The following is a 16041-nucleotide window of genomic DNA, read 5'->3' as shown; positions in this document are numbered from 1 at the left end:
CGCTAGGATTTTCGGCTCCGTCTGCCGGGAGAGGACATAGAAGCCAGCGATATCGACCTGCTGTCTACCACCTCAGTTGAGATGGCTAGACAAATCTCTCTCTTCGACATCCTAGACCTCGAGTCTGCGCTCGAAGCCCTACTAGGGATAGCCGTAGACTTCGACATCGCTGAACACCGAAATCTTCAAGTTAGCCAACAGTCGAGAACTTACATGACAACAAACAGCACGATCCCTTGGGCGCCTGTTCGCTCAACGCTCACTGAAAAATTCAGCTTCGGTGACATCAAACAGATCGTTGGATATGGGGATATAGACATGTCCTTGTTAGCGCATCTGGAGCAAAAGCAGCAAAATGGCGCGACAAAGTCTCAGCTATTGAGCGAGATCGACAAGCAGGTAGGTAGGATGGACGAAACGCGCCGTGGTGCGTTTGTTTCAATCTGCTGTGAGGAAATGATGCGTCGTAAGGATGACGTGGTTGCAGAGCTGGGACGCGTGCTTTCCCGAGTTGGATGGAAGTTTTCTGGGACAGCTTTGATTCCCGTTGAGGTCTTCGACGTTGCAGAGCTCGCGTCAATCCCCGAACAGGCTAGGGTAGATATCCAAAAGGCATCCAGCAGACTTCGTGATGCAGACTTAAGCGGGGCGCTTTCGGCCGCCTGTGGTGCCTTGGACACGGTAACCGCTAACATCTACGACAGGTACAACCTGGGGGATGCTGGTAGAGCTTCATTCCAGGAGAGGGTGAAGCGATCGGTGGATGCACTCAATGTGAAGAACCGCTTGGTTCAAGAACTAGTGGAAATCGGCTGGTCTGAAGCCGACTACAAGCCGCTTGCTGCCAACATCGAAGGCTCGCTGAACCAAGCTGCATATGTGATGCAGAAGCTTAGATCCGATATGGGCGATGTTCACGGGACAAAGCCGGTCATCACCGCGCTCGTCTATGACTCAATCAAATGGTCTGCGTTGCTGCTGAGAACGCTAGCGCTCTGATGCAGAAACGAAGGAGCTGCGGTTTGCCGCCTTCAAAACACCTTATCCAAACACGCCCTTGCATCTTTAATAGCTGCAACGACACTTTTTCTGGCTAAATCATCCTCTGAACCCCAATTAGAACCTTCCTTGTCTGTACCCATTCGCGTGACTGCAACAGGTGATCCGGAAGAAAGGGTTCTGATTGAAGGGTCATGAGCTGGATCTTTGGGCCACGATGTCATCTTGAAAACGGCTACATCTGAGCAAACTACACGAAGTGGTGTTGGCTCCTGCACCACTGGACTTGAAGAGTAGTATTTTGGAGCGGGGCCTTCGACGGGTACTTTGTCTTCGTACACAATCGCGACATACCACGAGCTCCGCCTTAAATCCGAGATTGATGCCCAGCTAATGTCGAATGGCACATTGTATTCAGTATCTTTCGGCAAGGTAGCGACTGAAACCTTGGAGCCGGCACTAGACAAAGCGACCCAAGCCCGTTGTGTGTCACGTAGTCCTGAATTCTTCAAAATGAGGGAGGCAGTGTATTTTTTAGTTGTTCGACTAGAGTATGAGTTCTCTAGTTCTTCAGAGACCGATGTTTCTCCGGACAGAATGGATATGGATGGGCGCCCCATCGCTATCTGATCACTATAGATTTGCTGGGCAAACGCTTGGGAAGCTTCGGCCACGCTGGTAGCGCTATGGGTAGCTTGAAGAGAAAGAAAGGCGGCGTATGCCGACATTGTTGTCGCTATAACTGTAAGCACACCCAGCACGCTTGTGCTAGAAAAACATCTCCAAGCTATCCCAACCCATCTAGCGACAACCAGCGCTAATTTTCGAAAAGCTTTCACACGTAACCCTTATCCACTGAATTGCGTGGTATATCGGCAAGATGAATGCTGGCTTGAGGACTGGAAAGCAAATAAAATAGCACTTGTCTTTTCCTGGCTACCTTTAGCTTATCTGCAATAAGCCTTCCTAGAGGCGGTCGATCAATGAGAGGCGGGCTGATGGTGCTCATAAGGCAGTTGTTGGGCCACGCTTTTTGGCTAAAGCCCGGTCGGCCGCCATTTGATGCGTCTTGGTGCCACCTCCCAGTATTGGAACGCTATGCGCGTGGGGCGTAGTCAGCGACTCCAGAAGTGCAGAATCGAGAATAAAATGGATGCTCTGGGGGAATTGATTGCGCTTTTACATTTAACAATAGCGAAATCTGCTAAGACCTTATGTGGACTGGGTGGGGGCCGAGGGCCTTCTACTTAGGTAATGTGGTGATGAGAGAAAGCAGTGGATAATTTTAAATATTTTGCATTGATGTATCTGAACGACTGGCATTTTTGGGATAGCCCTCTTTCTGAGCGTATATTCGCCTCCAACGAGGAAGACAGTTTAAGCGCGTTCCATAGTGCTGCTAAGTATTACAAAGTTACCCGGAACTTTCCTATAGATAAAACCGAGGCTCGATTGCAAGGGGCGCTGGACTTAGTTAGGTCAGATAGTAGTAAGATAGCCGAAAATAATGTGTGTGAAATAGTAAATAACCTTGCCAAGGAGTTTGAACGACGATATGGGAAAAATGCGGTTTCTGCTGCGTCGAAATTTCTATGGCTGCGACACAAAAGTCCGGTAGTGATTTTCGATTCTCGAGCCAAGAAGTGGTTAAGCCGGAACGGATACAAAGTGCCGGCCAACAACTATGAAGGGTATCGGGAGCAGTGGCTCACTGCATTTTCAGACAATAGTAAGAAAATTAAAGAAGCATGTGCCGCGCTGACGACAGTACTGGACTTTTCGATGGCTTTTGAGAGTAGTACAGAGGAGGTCGTGTCAGTTACTACGTCGACCTGGTTCCAGGAGCGTGTATTTGATAAATATTTATGGTTCAATGCTGGCAATTGATTGACTGGCCAAATGATTTTGGATATTTGGATATTTGGATATTTGGATATTTGGACATTTGGACATTTGGACATTTGGAATTTTGGATTTGGCCAATAGACCCAGAAATCTGGCGTTGGACTTGAGATTCATTGCACGTCCATCGGTGTGGTTACTTCGGGCCCTTTGGTGTCGCATCTTCGGGCCACTTGGGCCCGGCTAATGTAGTCAGACAAGAATCTCCCTAGCGATGGAATCAACATTTTCCTATCGTCTATCCACCTCAATGATAGGTACCCAGCCAAACTAAGCCCAACGGCTCTACAATTTGCTCAAGTCCTTTCGGTCGATTGTCATATAAGGCTGCATGCCATTTCCTGACATCAAAATGGGAAAAGCCTTCGAGTAGCGAAGGGCACGCAGCAAATCCCGCGTCTCGCACAAGCTGCCTTGAATCGTAATCACCCCCCCTCCGACGCCAAAGCAGCGTTTGGATATCGCGCAATAAATGCTCCTAGCTCTTGGCCAACCTCCACAAAGGTTCCTGCGTTGTCCACGTCCGCTTGTTGGATGGATGTGAGCTTCTTGCAGAAGTAAGTGAGGATGGGATTGATCTGAGGGTGAACGAAACGCTGGAATTCATCGACGATCCCAAGCGATTTCAAGTCGATTACTACCAGGCCAATCTCTATCGTTTCCGTCTGTTCGGGGGTAACTATAAGTGGTCTTGATGACTCCGACTCGTCCACCTCATCACACGTTGCCTCGAGATAAGCAATAGAGGTAGCGCTATGGCGCGAGTAGGTTTTGGATGGTTTGGAGTTGAATGAGTTTAGCTTCAATGCTCATGGCAGGGGAGAGCTTGCGTCGAGTCTGGTTAGGTTACACCGCGCTATGTATCCGATGCAGTATTGGAGTCGGGAGAAAAAAATTTTACAGAGCGATGAGCAAACCGTGGGCAACGATGCATTGATGGCCCTCATGCATATCCATTGCTCGCCGTCTGCGCGACAACCTCTTACCGTGGATAGAGGTGTTAATTTTATGGATGTTTGGGCCCGACCGCGGGACATTCATGGCGCAAACATTATTCGCGCCGAGGTTGAAAGGCAATCCGAACATGACTGCACCTGGTGCTCTTATACGAAGATGATGTCCAGCCACAACAGTGATATGAGTAGGGCAGTAAGGCCGGAATGGACGTCACGACTCGATTTAACAGAGTTTTGGCACTGGATTTTCCGAGTTCGAAACCGCTGTGCAATCGGCGCCAGGTCTCTATGATGTCTTATCGACGAAGGAAACTCTGAGGCTAAGTATCAATGAAAATTAACGTCAAGGGCTTATTCAGCGCAGGCCATCACAGCAATCTCGTCTCAAGCTAACGCACGGAGGAAATTGGAGCAATCTTAGTATTGTCCTCAGCAACAGTCGATACTCGCGAAGCACCTTTTCTTCCAGACACATGTCACCGGCTACGACTTGAAAACGGAAGCGGGTATGCAGTATTTCTTGGAGCAGCGGTGCCATTTGTTGGTCACCCATGCCTTGACTCGTAACGAGACCCGAGAAATGGAGAGGTGGAAGGAGCAAAGCGGTGCGTATCAGTTCGTGGGAGTCACGAACGCCCCTAAGTTAGGATGACTACGCTACTCATCGATATCACGTTTTAATGGTCTGATAGCCCGATGCAGCTGGAGTGTGGATCTAGCTGAAGGGCAGTGTTAGAGATTGTATTTACCTACAGCCTTGATACGAACGGACGTCTGGCAAAAGCGATATGGAGGCGCTTATGGAACGTTTGCGGAGGAAGGCTGTGGTGATGCATGGAACGAAGTAGGGTCTCCAAGATGCCTAGCTTCTGACTTCATGCTTGAAGCAATCCGCACATGACGCATTTTAAAAGGCTATAAAAGACATGCGCCGAGCCTTTCTTCACGCAAGGTTGCATGAGGCCGCTTATCGTTCCATGGCTGACCGCAGGCGCGATCTGCGGTTGGCGAGCGTCCGCCGCCTGTTGCTGGTAGCGCTCCCGGGGCGGAGAGAGAAGGTGGTTATTGACTGACTTTTAATTGGCATGGGCATATTTTATCTCGAAATCGTTGTTGTTCTGCGCAGTAGGCCGCGCATCCACCGCAAGCCATCACCAGCCTCTTCCCATCATGCTGCCGACCGCCACGCGGATCACGAGCACCACCATGGTGACGCTTGAGGTTAATTTGAATGAAGAAAAATACGATCATAAAAAATGCTTTATTTAACGTACAGCGAGTCATAGCAGCCTGTCGCTCACTCACCAAGTTGTAGGTCTGCTTCTGGGCCAGGCGCGCGGGAGCAGCTTGTCGGATCCAGGCACCGCGACGAGTAGCGCGAAACGTGAACTTTCCCATTCTGATTACCTCCATGCTCTCGTAACTGCCTCCACTGATCAAGTCACACTTGCACTTATCTCAATCGTTGCTATTGTTAAAAACATCTCGACGTTGGAGGCCCGCCTATCCGAAGGCATGGTCGGTTTTGGATTTAGTGGATGTCAGGTAGGTATTTATGCGCGATATAGATCTTCTCTCCGACGAATATTCATTGCTGCAAAATTGCTTTGACCAACTCAAAAATGATCCTCCGCCCTCAGTCTCGGATTTTAGGAAAGCTCTGCAGGATTTGGCAGAGGCTGCGCACGGGCTAAAAGAAATGACAGCCGTCGTGGCCGCGCGTTACGAGCAAGCTTATGGCTGTGCGACTCCCCATCTCCGCTTGGTCGAGAAAGACATCGATGACTCCGGCGGGGCCGACTTTTCCGCTATTCGTGGCAGAGAGCACTGACTCTTCCGGGCGGCGGGGTAAGTCGCCAATTCGACTGTAGGTGACGCGCTTCTGTCAATCTTCCGGTATTTCGCCAGAGCTTCGGCGCAGGTCGGTATGCAGACGTGAGCCTGACCCTTGCCATTCTTCCATTGGCAATCTCCGAAGCGCAATTTTCTCCTTGATCGAGCACCCCGTTGATTTACTGCTTTCGACCGGGAGCCCGTAAATCGGCGATAGTGTTCCCAGCCGTACTTTGTTCAGACTTGGCGTTCGCATCGTCGGATTTCTTAAGAGATTCGCGCTGTAGGCCGAGCGTGTGGGTCAGCGAGGTTACGCGGACGTCGGCAGGGCGCCTGTTCTCCAACCTTTACTGACTTCTCAGCGACCTGCTGGACGGTTGTGGCAGCCTTCAACGCTCCGCCTGCGGCAGCGCCAGTCTAGGGATGTGCGCGTCCGGGCGCTGGAAGCATAAAAGGGCAGAAACGTGGGCGCGGTTTTCAGAGTTGAAGCAAATCGCAGATGCTCAGCGCGTTGCGACCTATCAAGACTGGAGGCGTATCAAGCGAAAGAAGAAATAGTACCTTTCAGGCCTGTTCTTCGTTGAGCAAAGCCACTAGATGGTGCCTTTCGAAGCTCAAAATTCGCCTCATAGTGTAGCGGCCCGCTGTACCCCGCACCTCCCGCACGTAAAAGTCTGATTGGGAGCCTAGATAGTGCGCTTTCCGGAAAAACGAACTCGTGGTGTTTCTGCAACACCCTTCATTTCGGTCGTCATTCATTTACTGTTCTCCGTATATCTAGTCACCGGAATGAAAACGCTGACTTAAAAAAGCCCGCACGCGAGTACGGGCAACAGGAGTCTCATGACCAGCCTGCCTACCGTGGGCAGACACTCTTATTGAGATATGAATTGCGTTTCAAATTTTCAAATTTCTTGCAATCTTCGAGATAGACGGCAATCATCGGCAGTTGATCCAGCCGTATACCTTATATTGGCTCTTGAACGCTAAGCTGCTGCGACTTTGTTCAATACCTGAGCCTCCCAGTTCAGAGCGATGGGCCTGGTAAAGATAATGGATGCTTTGTTCACATCCTGTTCAAGACGCACTGGTCAAGACAAGGGATCTAGGATCAAGCAGCGCTCACTTTGCTGCCGCTTCTTCGGGCAGAGCCCTGCTCATGATGCAATTTTAAGCCGTGCTAGACCTTGCTTAATGTGCAGTAGCCAGGTTGCATCGGATTAGGGCTATCCCCTGCCGGAATTCCCGGAGTAGTCCCTGCGTGGGCAGGTGTCACGCTACCTTCGGCAACAATCTTAGTATTATTTGCTCAAGTCATGTCCGGGTGGGGAGGTGCGCTGCCGAGCGGTCTATTACACAGGCTTAAAATTGTCGCGGTGGCTGACGTTGCTCAGGCCGTCTGGGGGGATCGGCCGTAACCTTTGCACTGATACCTCCGAATAACTATCGGCGTCTTTGCTGCATGCTTCACTCGTTTGGCACCATGGGTGAGGTTAAATCGGCGTGATCTTCTTCAGAGCCATCATAGGATCTGATGCTCTGCAACCCGATCAATGCCAAGCTATTGAGTCTTTGCCGATACCGGTGAGCGGGAAAGACGGTGTGGTGTCGTCGAGTGTTCTTCGGGCTATTAGCTGGTCTGCCATTGCCGATTCAGGTGTGGCCCCCTCAAGCGGTGGTAAACGCCTTTTTCCCTGCCGAGTCATTATTCTCGGAGGTGGGCATGTTGGACTCCCGTTGCTTCAGTCGGCGAACCATACCTACGGATGGTTAGCCAATGAGACGTTTCTTGCCGGGTATGAGCACAGGACGTCCCTGGCCCGTTCTTTACCTTCACTGCATTTCTTGGCGCGTCCATGAATGCCCAACCTTCTGGTTTGCTCGGACTACAGCGTCCCTCATTGCTATTTTTGCTCCTTCACTCTTGCTCGTAATCGGCGTGTTGCCATTTTGGGGCAGCGGCGAAAGACCTACACACCCAAGCTGCACTTTCAGGCGTGAACGCAGGAATGGAGGGTCTTCTCCTAGCGGCTTACATAACCCAGTGCGGATGCAACCTGAGCTGAGCCAAATGCTAGTGAGTGATCATCGTCGCGACAGCCGCCGCTTTAGTCTTGAGAAACGGTCGAGTTTAGAGAAGGTGAAAGTGGTGGGCTAGCGCTACAACGATACGTCGACGCAGCTCAGGTACCGTCTCCAGCGGAGACTGCTGATTCGACGAGTTAAGTGCATTCTCCATAATTTCTGGCGCTGTGTGGTATTCGACAGCGCGATCAATTCCGAGCGAGACACTTGGAAGACCTTGCCGTCGGACAAGATTCTGCTGGCTGATCGCAAGCAAGGCTGGCGTAAGTCCGACCCTATGGCGATGAAAAATTGGTTCAAACGCGAGTGCCGGGAAAAGGGTGACCAACTCATCCGTGTCGTGCGTTACCTGAAGGCATTTCGCGACAAGCAATGGGAAGATAAAGGGCCAAGCTCGATCCTTCTGATGGCAGCAGCCTGCCCGCTGTTCGAATACTTCGACAAGCGCGATGACCATGCGCTGTTGAACGTAGTGAAGGGAATCCCGGATGCCCTGCGCAAGGGCGTCATGAGCCCCATTGATCCCGAGGCATCGCTCACTGCTCACATGACCAAGGAAGCGATAGCTGACGCCGTGGAGCTTTTCCAGGTCTTCGCGAATCACTTGGAAGGCGCCATCGATGCAACCGATGCACAAACGGCTTATCACTGGCTGCACAACATGCTGGGTGACCGTTTCCCGAATGCGCCTTATCGCATGAAGTCGAATCCTGAGAGCCTGCCGGCGTCCATGGCTGCAATTGCACCTCTCGCTGGCCCCGCAGAGCCTGTAAAGCGGACGAAGGCAGGCTGAACTCATGGACGCCATGCCCGAAGTGCTGCGCCACATGACCGGGTGGGGATTTACCAAGGTAGATCATCAGCCGAACGCAGGGTGGCTTGTGATGGCCGGAGAATTGACGACGGCCACTCAGGGGACTGTCCAATGCGAAGTATGGATAGACCGCTCATTTGAGCGGCCTCTCAAACTATGGGTTACCGGGGTACCTAAGGCGCTCCCTAGGCTCGTGCCCCACCTAAGCCCAGATGGGTATCTCTGTTACGCCGCACCCGGTACCGAGGTCATCGATATCTACGATCCCGTAGGGCAAACCCGTACGTCCCTGCTTCAGGCCACCGATGTGCTTGAGCAGGTTCTTGCTGGAAAAATGAAGGAAGATCTACAGGAAGAGTTCTTTGTCTATTGGGACGGCATCTACTGCTTCCATGACATTGAGCGGCGTACATCCGGTCTGGTCGAGATACTTCAACTATCGGACACCAAGATGTATGTGCTCACTGATGATGTCGCCCGAAGCCGACTCAAGTTTGCGCGTGCGGGTAGGACAATCGAGGCGTTCCCGGCGCACGTTGCGATGATCACCTCCAGCGCAGCTCCAAGACCACTGCAGGAGAACTGGCCGCCTAAAACGGTTGGTCAGATCCTCGACTGGCAACATGAAATGGATGACGCCTGCAAACGCAAAATACGCGATAAGATCATTACGGCGTACCGCGAGGAGGCGGGCGGCATACTCATAGTTATCGAGTCTGAGAAAACGGGTTACAGCTACGGTTTTCTCGTGCATGACCTTCAGCGCAATCGTCCTAAAGACCAGCGCTCCACTGATCAGCGCCTGCCAATCTTCGACTGTCCTGTTGAGCCTCTGCAGATGCTCCGCCTGGATGACAGATACCTGAGCGAACGCAACATCCCAGGACAGACCACGTTATCAGGCAAGCGCATCGGATTGATCGGGTGCGGCACCATCGGCGGCTTTCTCGCCGAGATGCTCGTGAAAGCCGGCGCCGGAACTGGTGGGGGAGAGTTGCTGCTGATTGATAACGATATCCTGATGCCTCAAAATCTCGGGCGACATCGATTGGGCTTCAACCATCTGTTCCGAGAAAAGGCGGCTGCATTGGCAGACGAGCTCAAGGCATCTATGCCAACTGCCATGGTGTGTGCCTTTGCTAGCGACGCCAAGGATGTGAATTTGGGCGGTCTGGATTTGATCATTGATGCCACGGGTGAGGAGTCGTTTGGCCATTGGCTTGCCAAGGCAGCGTCATGCCCAACCTTGCACGTTTGGATTGAGGGGGCGGGCGTCGCCGTGCGGTCGCTGATCAAGCAACGTACTGAGCAGGGTTGCTACCGATGCCTCACTGAGGCCAATATCCGGGGCAGCCTGTTGTCGATTGTTGGAGGCGTGCAGCCAATCTTCGCTGGGCAGGGGTGTGAAGGGCTGTACGTGCCGTTCCCTGCATCGGTGTCGATTCAGGCTGCGGCCTTGGCATTAGATACCGCACTGGCTTGGGTCGCGGGCAAAACTTGGCCCTCGCTCTCAACTCGGCTGACCGATCACAGCTACGAACCGGCAACCTCAGATTGCTCGCCGCTGCCTCATGCGGGATGCCCAGCATGTCGTTCGTGACGACCTGGGTTGTGCCCGGCACTCAGCAGTTGGTGTATCTGCATCAGCAGCCGTTAGACGTCTTCAGTCGGTACATTCAAGAGGGCTTCGACTCAAAGGAGGCAGGGGGGATATTGCTCGGTCACGTTCGCGGTGAGCATTTGGAGATTATCGAAGCGACCGAGCCCTCGCTCTGGGACAAGCGCTTCAGGTTTCTCTTTGAGCGCATGCCCTACTTTCATCACCGGCTGGCCATGAAGCGGTGGAAGGAGAGCAATGGCCTGGTTAGATATATAGGGGAGTGGCATACATACCCCCAGAATCATCCGACGCCGTCATCAATTGATCTAAACGAGTGGAAGATCCTGGCTTCTGGTCGCCGCGATGGTCGACCGCTGCTGGCTCTCATCGTGGGGTGCCAGGATTTACATGTCGAGTACATGTTCGGCACCGGTAAACGACGCATCCTTGAGCATGCTGACCTTAGTCACGCTGATGAGAATGGGCTGCCTAGGTGAGGCGAGTCCCCTGCATTGGTTTAGGATTTGATTGTGTCTTAAGGGGATTATCCAGTCAAAATGGGCTTGCGCGATTTGCAAGTCCGATGACTAGCAGGGTTGTATCAGCTTCACCGCTCGGTTATCGAAAAAGCAATGTGGCGTAGAATTCAAATTGCGCGAGCATTCGATTTGTCAAAGGCGAAGGGCATCATTTTATAAGGATCAGAGTGTGGATATGGCCGAGGAGTTTGTTCACTTATTGCGACAAATCAAGAACATGGCAGGTGCTGATTTTTCGGGTGTCGGGCTATTAGTTTGTGATCCAGATGTTGAATTGCCGGTATTGCCGATGCGGCCAATGGCGGAACTTCCAGAGGGAGAGGATGTTGTGGAGTCTTTGGTCAGCATTTCGCGAACAGGGAGCGATTTACATGACGGTTTTCATCTGCTTACGAATCAATACCAGCTTTTCGCCGTAGCGCAATATTTTTCGCCGCCGATCCCAGAAAACGTAGTTGTGAATGTGAATAGGAAATTTGGAGGGCGTTATTTGGCTGCTCAGTTCGGGTCAGCGATCAAAGGTGTCAAACTATCAGGGATCGCTACAAGAGCGCAGGGTGTTGCGGTATTCCAAAACGGCGTTGAAATTTACTATGAGAGTGCATGAATGTTCAGCGTTCTTTCTCCACTTAAGATCATAAGTTTTATTCTCTCGGCATATGCCGTCTGCGCAGGAATCGCCGTCTATACAGTGAGTTATTTTCACCTATCGAATAAGGAGGCGTATTCCGCAGTAGCAGTAATCGCGACGGTGTATGACATATTACTACTACTGTTCGTTTACTTTGCTTGGCGAAAATTATGGAAGGCAGTTCCTTGGCTTAGTTCCCTTCTGTTCCCCGACCTGAACGGGGAATGGGAGATGATCATTTTTTACCAGTCGCCTGAGAATAATGGAGTAGCGAAGGCTAGAGCGTCGATTAGGCAAACTTTTTTGTCAATAAGCATTGAGGTTGATGCAGATGGGTCAGACTCGGAAACTCTAAGCGTTCAGCAAAAAAAGATCCTGAGTCCGGCCGACCTTTACTTTATTATGTCTTCAGAGTGGTACCAAAAATGCGTAACGGTCAGGGTACACGTGCATATGAGGGAGCCGCGATCCTCAAATTTTTTGAGGGGCGTTCTGAAAAACTCTCTGGTAACTATTTTACGAATCGAAATACTCAAGGTCATTACGAATTGACACGCGCTTAAAAGTCTAGAAGTCGGGGGTGTTGGCCGTCCGGGCTATTGGCCCGACTTAACGTCAAGTTCATGCTGAATGAAAATCAGGAAGAAGATCCTGGGTAAACTCAATCTGTTAAGGAAAGTGAAAAATGAACAACAAAAAGAAAGGCGAAAGGATCCTTATTGCTTTGGATGATTTATTGGCTGGTATTGATAAGTCAGAGGTCAGCATTGTAGGGAAGCAAAAAGTTCTCAGGGACGCGATGACCGACGCACTAAAAGGAACAGCCGCATCAAAATGGGACAAAGATTTCAAGCAAAGGTATGCGCCTTTTGAGCCTCCTCGAAAGGTAAATAGTGAGGAGATTGAACGTTACGCAAAGAGTATGATGGGCTGCGATGATCCCGATTTAAAGCATCTTTTCAAAGGTTGGAATCTCGAAGATGTCTTACTTTGATAACTTTGAGCCACTATCTCGTCGCCGGTTTCGCCTGCTAGTGTGCTGATTGGAAATAAGGGGCTTGGTGCATCGAAGTCTCATTTCTCACCACTGTTATCAGAGTGTAAAAGTCCACGGGTACACTCCGCCGTCTCTTGGTGAAGGTCACTCCGACTCGGGATGAGGTTCGCGAGTTGGAAAGGAGAGTGGAGCAAAACGGTGCATGTCGCTTCGTGCATATGACGAACGGGTTTCTGTCACGCTGCCCCGTTCCCAGCCCAGATTTCAGGTGAAACAGATATGTTTCGCGGGAGGAAGAAATCGCTCGTTCAGCCTTATTGGCTTAATTCAGGCAGTAACGAGAGTATCTTCAACCAATAACGGTTTTCATCAAAATCTACCTTTACGAATAATATTTATTCTCGACGTTAAAGAATGCCCTTAAGCCGTCCGATTAGACGTTTAAGGACATATAGTGATGGTGCCGTTTATGAATAAAGCTAAGGTGCAACCAGCAGAGTTTTTTGCCGAGCGCGAATTTTTATGTTGGCTAGGGCGTGAGGATGATGAAATGTATTCGTGCCAGGTATCCAGACAGGGAGATAACTACGTCAGTGTAAATGTAGACATCATGTCTATTAGGTTCGTCGACGCCGTAGCAGAGGATATCGCACGCTGTCTTTACGATGCTGTGCTCATTACCGTAGGAAATCTCGCAGGGTTTGTGCCAACGCCAGTAAATCGCGAATGTATGCTTGAGAGGACATATCGTAAAAGAGTTTCCGGAGAGTGGAGTTACTGCGCCAATGGCAGGTTTAACTGCCACGAGACAGAAGATGAAATCTATGTTGTTGAGCTCGCGATGGATGAGAGCGACAAAACTGAGCGGGTGAGGGTCTGCACGGTTGAGGATGGAGGAGTAGAGCTTGTTTTCGATTTCATGTCCTATTCGTTCACCATGCACGACGCAGTGTGGCTTTCTAACGCTTTGATGGAGGCCATGGGGCGTGAGCCTTTGGATATCTTGGAGACAACAAGCAAAAGCTGCAGGCCGATGGCTGGTTTCTATCCGGCTGAACTCTGTTTGAATGGTAGGTAGTCCACTAGAATCCTAGTTAGGCAACCCATGCGCCGTTGTGGCTCGACCTGGTGATTACGCGGCGGGGGCGAAGGTCGCCGCTTCGGGCCAAATAGGCCCGGCTCAATGAGGCTTCACCTTGGCTATGAGCTGACAACGCTACTGCAAACCCGAAAAAATCTCCTGAGTAAACCAAACAGGTAAACCAATCTCCAGCCCATGGCGGTTAGATGGAGGGCTTACCACGACGCCGAGGTTGATCAACCTGCTTAGCTGATCGCTCGCTATCTCACATGGAAGACCGGTAAAGGTTTCGAAATCGGTGCGAGGTAACGCGCCCTGAATCAAAAGTGCTAGGAGTGCAGGCATTGTTTCTGGCCTGACGCCTGCTTCCGAAAGTAGCGAGTTTGCTCTGTACGCACGAGTGACGGACTCACGGAGCTTTCGACGATTCAAAGCAACAGTCATGTAATCCACCTCTTCATGGCAGACATCTAGCATGAGCTCAATGAAGGAGAGAGAAGCTTTGTCTGTTCGCTGGAAACCACCAGATAGTTGTGTATCTTGCGTGCCAGCATTTATGCCCAGCGCAGCGTAATACTCCTCCCGTCTACGAGCTATGCCACGAGGCATCGACCACAAGTGCGGATGCAATCCGATCTGAGCGAAATGCATATGAACGACCAGCCTCGCCATAGCCCCATTATCGTCAGATAGCTGTTGAGTTTGTACAAGGTGATAGTGGTGGGCTAGCGCCGCAATGAGACGTCGACGAAGCTCGGTGATTTCCCCCAGCGGGGTCTGCGTGCTAGCTAAGTTGGTTGCGTCTTCTGGCAGCTTCGGGACAGTGTTGTGCCCGTCGATGATCCTCGAGTACACAGCGTCAGAGATCTTCAGCTGTCTGCTTAAGCATGCCGCAGTTTCAGGTGCGATCAAGCCGGCTAGAAAAGCTGTCTTCGTTACAAGCGAGTCTGCGCTCGCCAGAATTGGCTGAGGAATCGAATCGGGGAGGGCCGGGTTTGAGACATTCATGCCGCTGACATTATTCGCGCCTTGGTTGAAAGGCAATCCGAATGCCGCTGCAGCTGGCGTTCTTATACGAAGGTGGCCGTCCATCTTCAATAGTGCTTTGATTCAGGCAGTAAGCTTGAATGGACGTGTCGACGTGATTGAACAGAGTTTTAAAATTAGATTTTCCGAGATCGAAACCGCACTGCCATCGGCGCCAGGTCTCTATGAGATCGTAACTGACGAAGGAAAGCTGCTGAAGGTAGGAATTAGCGGCAATCTGCGTCGGCGGCTACTTCAGCACAGGCAATCCAAGCAATCTCGTCTCAAGCTTAAGGAAGGAGGAGAATGGAGCAACCCTAATGACGTCCTGAGCAAGCAGTCGATACTCGCGAAGCACTTGTACTTCCACCCGCCTGTCACTGGCTACGATTTGAAAACTGAAGCAGGTAGGCAAGCCTTTCTGGAGCAGCAGTGCCATCTGTTGGTAACCGTAACCTTGACTCGGGAGGAGGCTCGCGAGATGGAACGGTTGAAGGAGCAAAGCGGTGCATATCAGTTCGTGGGAGTCACGAAGACGTCTAGCTAGGATGACTAGGCTACCCATCAAATTCATATTGTTCCGTGTCTGAGGCCTACACAGTGGGAAATGGGGATGTCGCTACTTCGGGCCACTTGGCCCGGCTCGGTGGTAGGTTTTTCAGATGGAGGTGAAAGTGCTGTCATCGATCAAGGAATACCAACCGGGGCCCCAGATTCCACAGAGCATTTGGATGACGCTCGGGCTGCCGTCACGCGGAACCATGCTTCATGACCTAGTTCGTGAAGGACTACCTTTCGACTACCCCTAACGGATAGCAAGCCTCTTGCAGGTGCAGCCCGGGGTTATCGCCAAGGCTATTTGCATAGCACTCTCAACTTTGGCGCGTAGAGCGAAAGTAATGCGGTTCAACGCCTTAGAAAGCGACCGCCTCGTCGCATTGGTAGCTGTCGTTGAGGAGGCCTTTTCCCTGTCCGAAAACGATGTCGCTGCTGCAACGGAATGGATGATCTCTCCGGTTCGGGGGCTTGATTCGAAGTGCCCATTGCACATACTGGAAACGAGAGTGGAAACAGAAGCCGTCCTCGATTTTATCGGTCGATTGGACAGGGGAGTGCTAGCCTAAGCTTCATCGCACGGATCACTGAGCGGAGGCTCCTGAGCCTAGTTGTTGCTATCGCTCCTTCTGGCTGAAAGTCCGGCTTATATAGTCAGCCGAGCATCTCTTTTACGAGTGAGCGACATTTCTAACGTCGTCTATCCCTCGGTGATAGATATGCATCCGATTCCAGCAAGCACGCTCATTTTTGGGTTGAACTTAATCACTTTATCATCGACCTCGGCACCTACTATCTGCCCATCGGGTCGAGCTTTCCAGCGTGTGACATACCGGCGGCATACTGGGATAAAAGTCACACGTTACCCCCCTACGATACGATATGACCGGAGGCCCGTTACGCATCATCGGCGCCGGGTACCAGGAGACGCACATGGTCGAAATGATGGAATCCTTCCTAGCCGCTTGCCACGCGCGAATGGCTAAGCTCCTGGTTAAACCGAAAATTGGAAAGTGGCTTGTA

The 16041-nt window shown here is 51.3% G+C and carries 16 protein-coding genes; 12 read left to right on the top strand and 4 right to left on the bottom strand.

Annotated features, from left to right (window positions below):
- The first annotated feature begins 213 nt into the window (after positions 1–213).
- On the top strand, positions 214–999 hold the full coding sequence (locus tag ORL50_RS25500; RefSeq protein WP_266019081.1) for a hypothetical protein: 786 nt from the start codon (positions 214–216) through the stop codon (positions 997–999).
- A 32-nt stretch (positions 1000–1031) separates the two neighbouring features.
- Here the strand turns inward: ORL50_RS25500 and ORL50_RS25495 are convergent, their stop codons facing one another.
- On the bottom strand, positions 1032–1673 hold the full coding sequence (locus tag ORL50_RS25495; protein ID WP_266019079.1) for a hypothetical protein: 642 nt from the start codon (positions 1671–1673) through the stop codon (positions 1032–1034).
- A 601-nt stretch (positions 1674–2274) separates the two neighbouring features.
- Between ORL50_RS25495 and ORL50_RS25490 the strand changes: the two genes are divergently transcribed.
- Positions 2275–2886 (top strand): hypothetical protein, encoded by a 612-nt coding sequence (locus tag ORL50_RS25490; RefSeq protein WP_266019078.1) that lies wholly within the window; start codon positions 2275–2277, stop codon positions 2884–2886.
- A gap of 440 nt (positions 2887–3326) precedes the next feature.
- On the opposite strand, the gene ORL50_RS25485 is transcribed toward ORL50_RS25490, so the two are convergent.
- On the bottom strand, positions 3327–3614 hold the full coding sequence (locus ORL50_RS25485) for a 3'-5' exonuclease (RefSeq protein ID WP_266019076.1): 288 nt from the start codon (positions 3612–3614) through the stop codon (positions 3327–3329).
- A gap of 1305 nt (positions 3615–4919) precedes the next feature.
- On the bottom strand, positions 4920–5255 hold the full coding sequence (locus ORL50_RS25480) for a hypothetical protein (protein ID WP_266019074.1): 336 nt from the start codon (positions 5253–5255) through the stop codon (positions 4920–4922).
- A gap of 157 nt (positions 5256–5412) precedes the next feature.
- On the opposite strand from ORL50_RS25480, the gene ORL50_RS25475 reads away from it, so the two are divergent.
- The 8 genes from ORL50_RS25475 (at position 5413) to ORL50_RS25445 (ending at position 13434) form a co-directional block, all read left to right on the top strand.
- Positions 5413–5688 carry a hypothetical protein gene (locus ORL50_RS25475; RefSeq protein WP_266019072.1) on the top strand — a complete coding sequence of 92 codons (276 nt, stop codon included), beginning with the start codon at positions 5413–5415 and terminating at the stop codon, positions 5686–5688.
- A 2256-nt stretch (positions 5689–7944) separates the two neighbouring features.
- Positions 7945–8568, top strand: a complete 624-nt coding sequence (locus ORL50_RS25470; RefSeq protein WP_266019070.1) for a CBASS cGAMP synthase — start codon at positions 7945–7947, stop codon at positions 8566–8568.
- A gap of 4 nt (positions 8569–8572) precedes the next feature.
- Entirely contained in the window at positions 8573–10189 is a 1617-nt protein-coding gene (locus ORL50_RS25465) for a ThiF family adenylyltransferase (RefSeq protein ID WP_266019068.1), read from the top strand.
- Positions 10177–10686 carry a Mov34/MPN/PAD-1 family protein gene (locus ORL50_RS25460; protein ID WP_266019066.1) on the top strand — a complete coding sequence of 170 codons (510 nt, stop codon included), beginning with the start codon at positions 10177–10179 and terminating at the stop codon, positions 10684–10686. The genes ORL50_RS25465 and ORL50_RS25460 overlap by 13 nt, the downstream gene beginning before the upstream one ends.
- Positions 10687–10897: 211 nt before the next feature.
- Complete coding sequence (locus ORL50_RS25455; RefSeq protein ID WP_266019064.1) at positions 10898–11335, top strand: hypothetical protein; 438 nt, start codon at positions 10898–10900, stop codon at positions 11333–11335.
- Positions 11336–11911 (top strand): Cap15 family cyclic dinucleotide receptor domain-containing protein, encoded by a 576-nt coding sequence (locus ORL50_RS29175; protein WP_416236045.1) that lies wholly within the window; start codon positions 11336–11338, stop codon positions 11909–11911.
- A 133-nt stretch (positions 11912–12044) separates the two neighbouring features.
- Entirely contained in the window at positions 12045–12353 is a 309-nt protein-coding gene (locus ORL50_RS25450) for a hypothetical protein (RefSeq protein ID WP_266019062.1), read from the top strand.
- A 472-nt stretch (positions 12354–12825) separates the two neighbouring features.
- Complete coding sequence (locus tag ORL50_RS25445) at positions 12826–13434, top strand: hypothetical protein (RefSeq protein WP_266019060.1); 609 nt, start codon at positions 12826–12828, stop codon at positions 13432–13434.
- Between the two features lie 138 nt (positions 13435–13572).
- Here the strand turns inward: ORL50_RS25445 and ORL50_RS25440 are convergent, their stop codons facing one another.
- Positions 13573–14445, bottom strand: a complete 873-nt coding sequence (locus tag ORL50_RS25440; protein WP_266019059.1) for a Fic family protein — start codon at positions 14443–14445, stop codon at positions 13573–13575.
- Between ORL50_RS25440 and ORL50_RS25435 the strand changes: the two genes are divergently transcribed.
- Together ORL50_RS25435 and ORL50_RS25430 are read left to right on the top strand one after the other, a co-directional pair.
- Positions 14444–15010: a GIY-YIG nuclease family protein gene (locus ORL50_RS25435; RefSeq protein WP_266019058.1), complete on the top strand. Its 567-nt coding sequence runs from the start codon at positions 14444–14446 to the stop codon at positions 15008–15010. The two genes, ORL50_RS25440 and ORL50_RS25435, sit on opposite strands and share 2 nt — an antisense overlap.
- Before the next feature lie 283 nt (positions 15011–15293).
- Positions 15294–15587: an antitoxin Xre/MbcA/ParS toxin-binding domain-containing protein gene (locus ORL50_RS25430; protein ID WP_266019123.1), complete on the top strand. Its 294-nt coding sequence runs from the start codon at positions 15294–15296 to the stop codon at positions 15585–15587.
- Positions 15588–16041 lie beyond the last annotated feature (454 nt).

The organism is Pseudomonas sp. RIT-562, from assembly GCF_026241895.1.
In the GTDB taxonomy this organism is placed as follows: Bacteria; Pseudomonadota; Gammaproteobacteria; order Pseudomonadales; family Pseudomonadaceae; genus Aquipseudomonas; species Aquipseudomonas mandelii_F.
Note: the sequence above shows the minus strand (reverse complement) of the source record. Positions and strands in the feature narration are given on the sequence as shown.

What these genes read in the sequence shown, in the direction of transcription:
- ORL50_RS25500 (WP_266019081.1), top strand. Translation starts at nt 214, where the DNA reads ATGACAACAAACAGCACGATCCCTTGGGCGCCTGTTCGCTCAACGCTC.
- ORL50_RS25480 (WP_266019074.1), bottom strand. Translation starts at nt 5,255, where the DNA reads ATGGGAAAGTTCACGTTTCGCGCTACTCGTCGCGGTGCCTGGATCCGA.
- ORL50_RS25475 (WP_266019072.1), top strand. Translation starts at nt 5,413, where the DNA reads ATGCGCGATATAGATCTTCTCTCCGACGAATATTCATTGCTGCAAAAT.
- ORL50_RS25465 (WP_266019068.1), top strand. Translation starts at nt 8,573, where the DNA reads ATGGACGCCATGCCCGAAGTGCTGCGCCACATGACCGGGTGGGGATTT.
- ORL50_RS25460 (WP_266019066.1), top strand. Translation starts at nt 10,177, where the DNA reads ATGTCGTTCGTGACGACCTGGGTTGTGCCCGGCACTCAGCAGTTGGTG.
- ORL50_RS29175 (WP_416236045.1), top strand. Translation starts at nt 11,336, where the DNA reads ATGTTCAGCGTTCTTTCTCCACTTAAGATCATAAGTTTTATTCTCTCG.
- ORL50_RS25450 (WP_266019062.1), top strand. Translation starts at nt 12,045, where the DNA reads ATGAACAACAAAAAGAAAGGCGAAAGGATCCTTATTGCTTTGGATGAT.
- ORL50_RS25445 (WP_266019060.1), top strand. Translation starts at nt 12,826, where the DNA reads ATGAATAAAGCTAAGGTGCAACCAGCAGAGTTTTTTGCCGAGCGCGAA.
- ORL50_RS25435 (WP_266019058.1), top strand. Translation starts at nt 14,444, where the DNA reads ATGCCGCTGACATTATTCGCGCCTTGGTTGAAAGGCAATCCGAATGCC.
- ORL50_RS25440 (WP_266019059.1), bottom strand. Translation starts at nt 14,445, where the DNA reads ATGAATGTCTCAAACCCGGCCCTCCCCGATTCGATTCCTCAGCCAATT.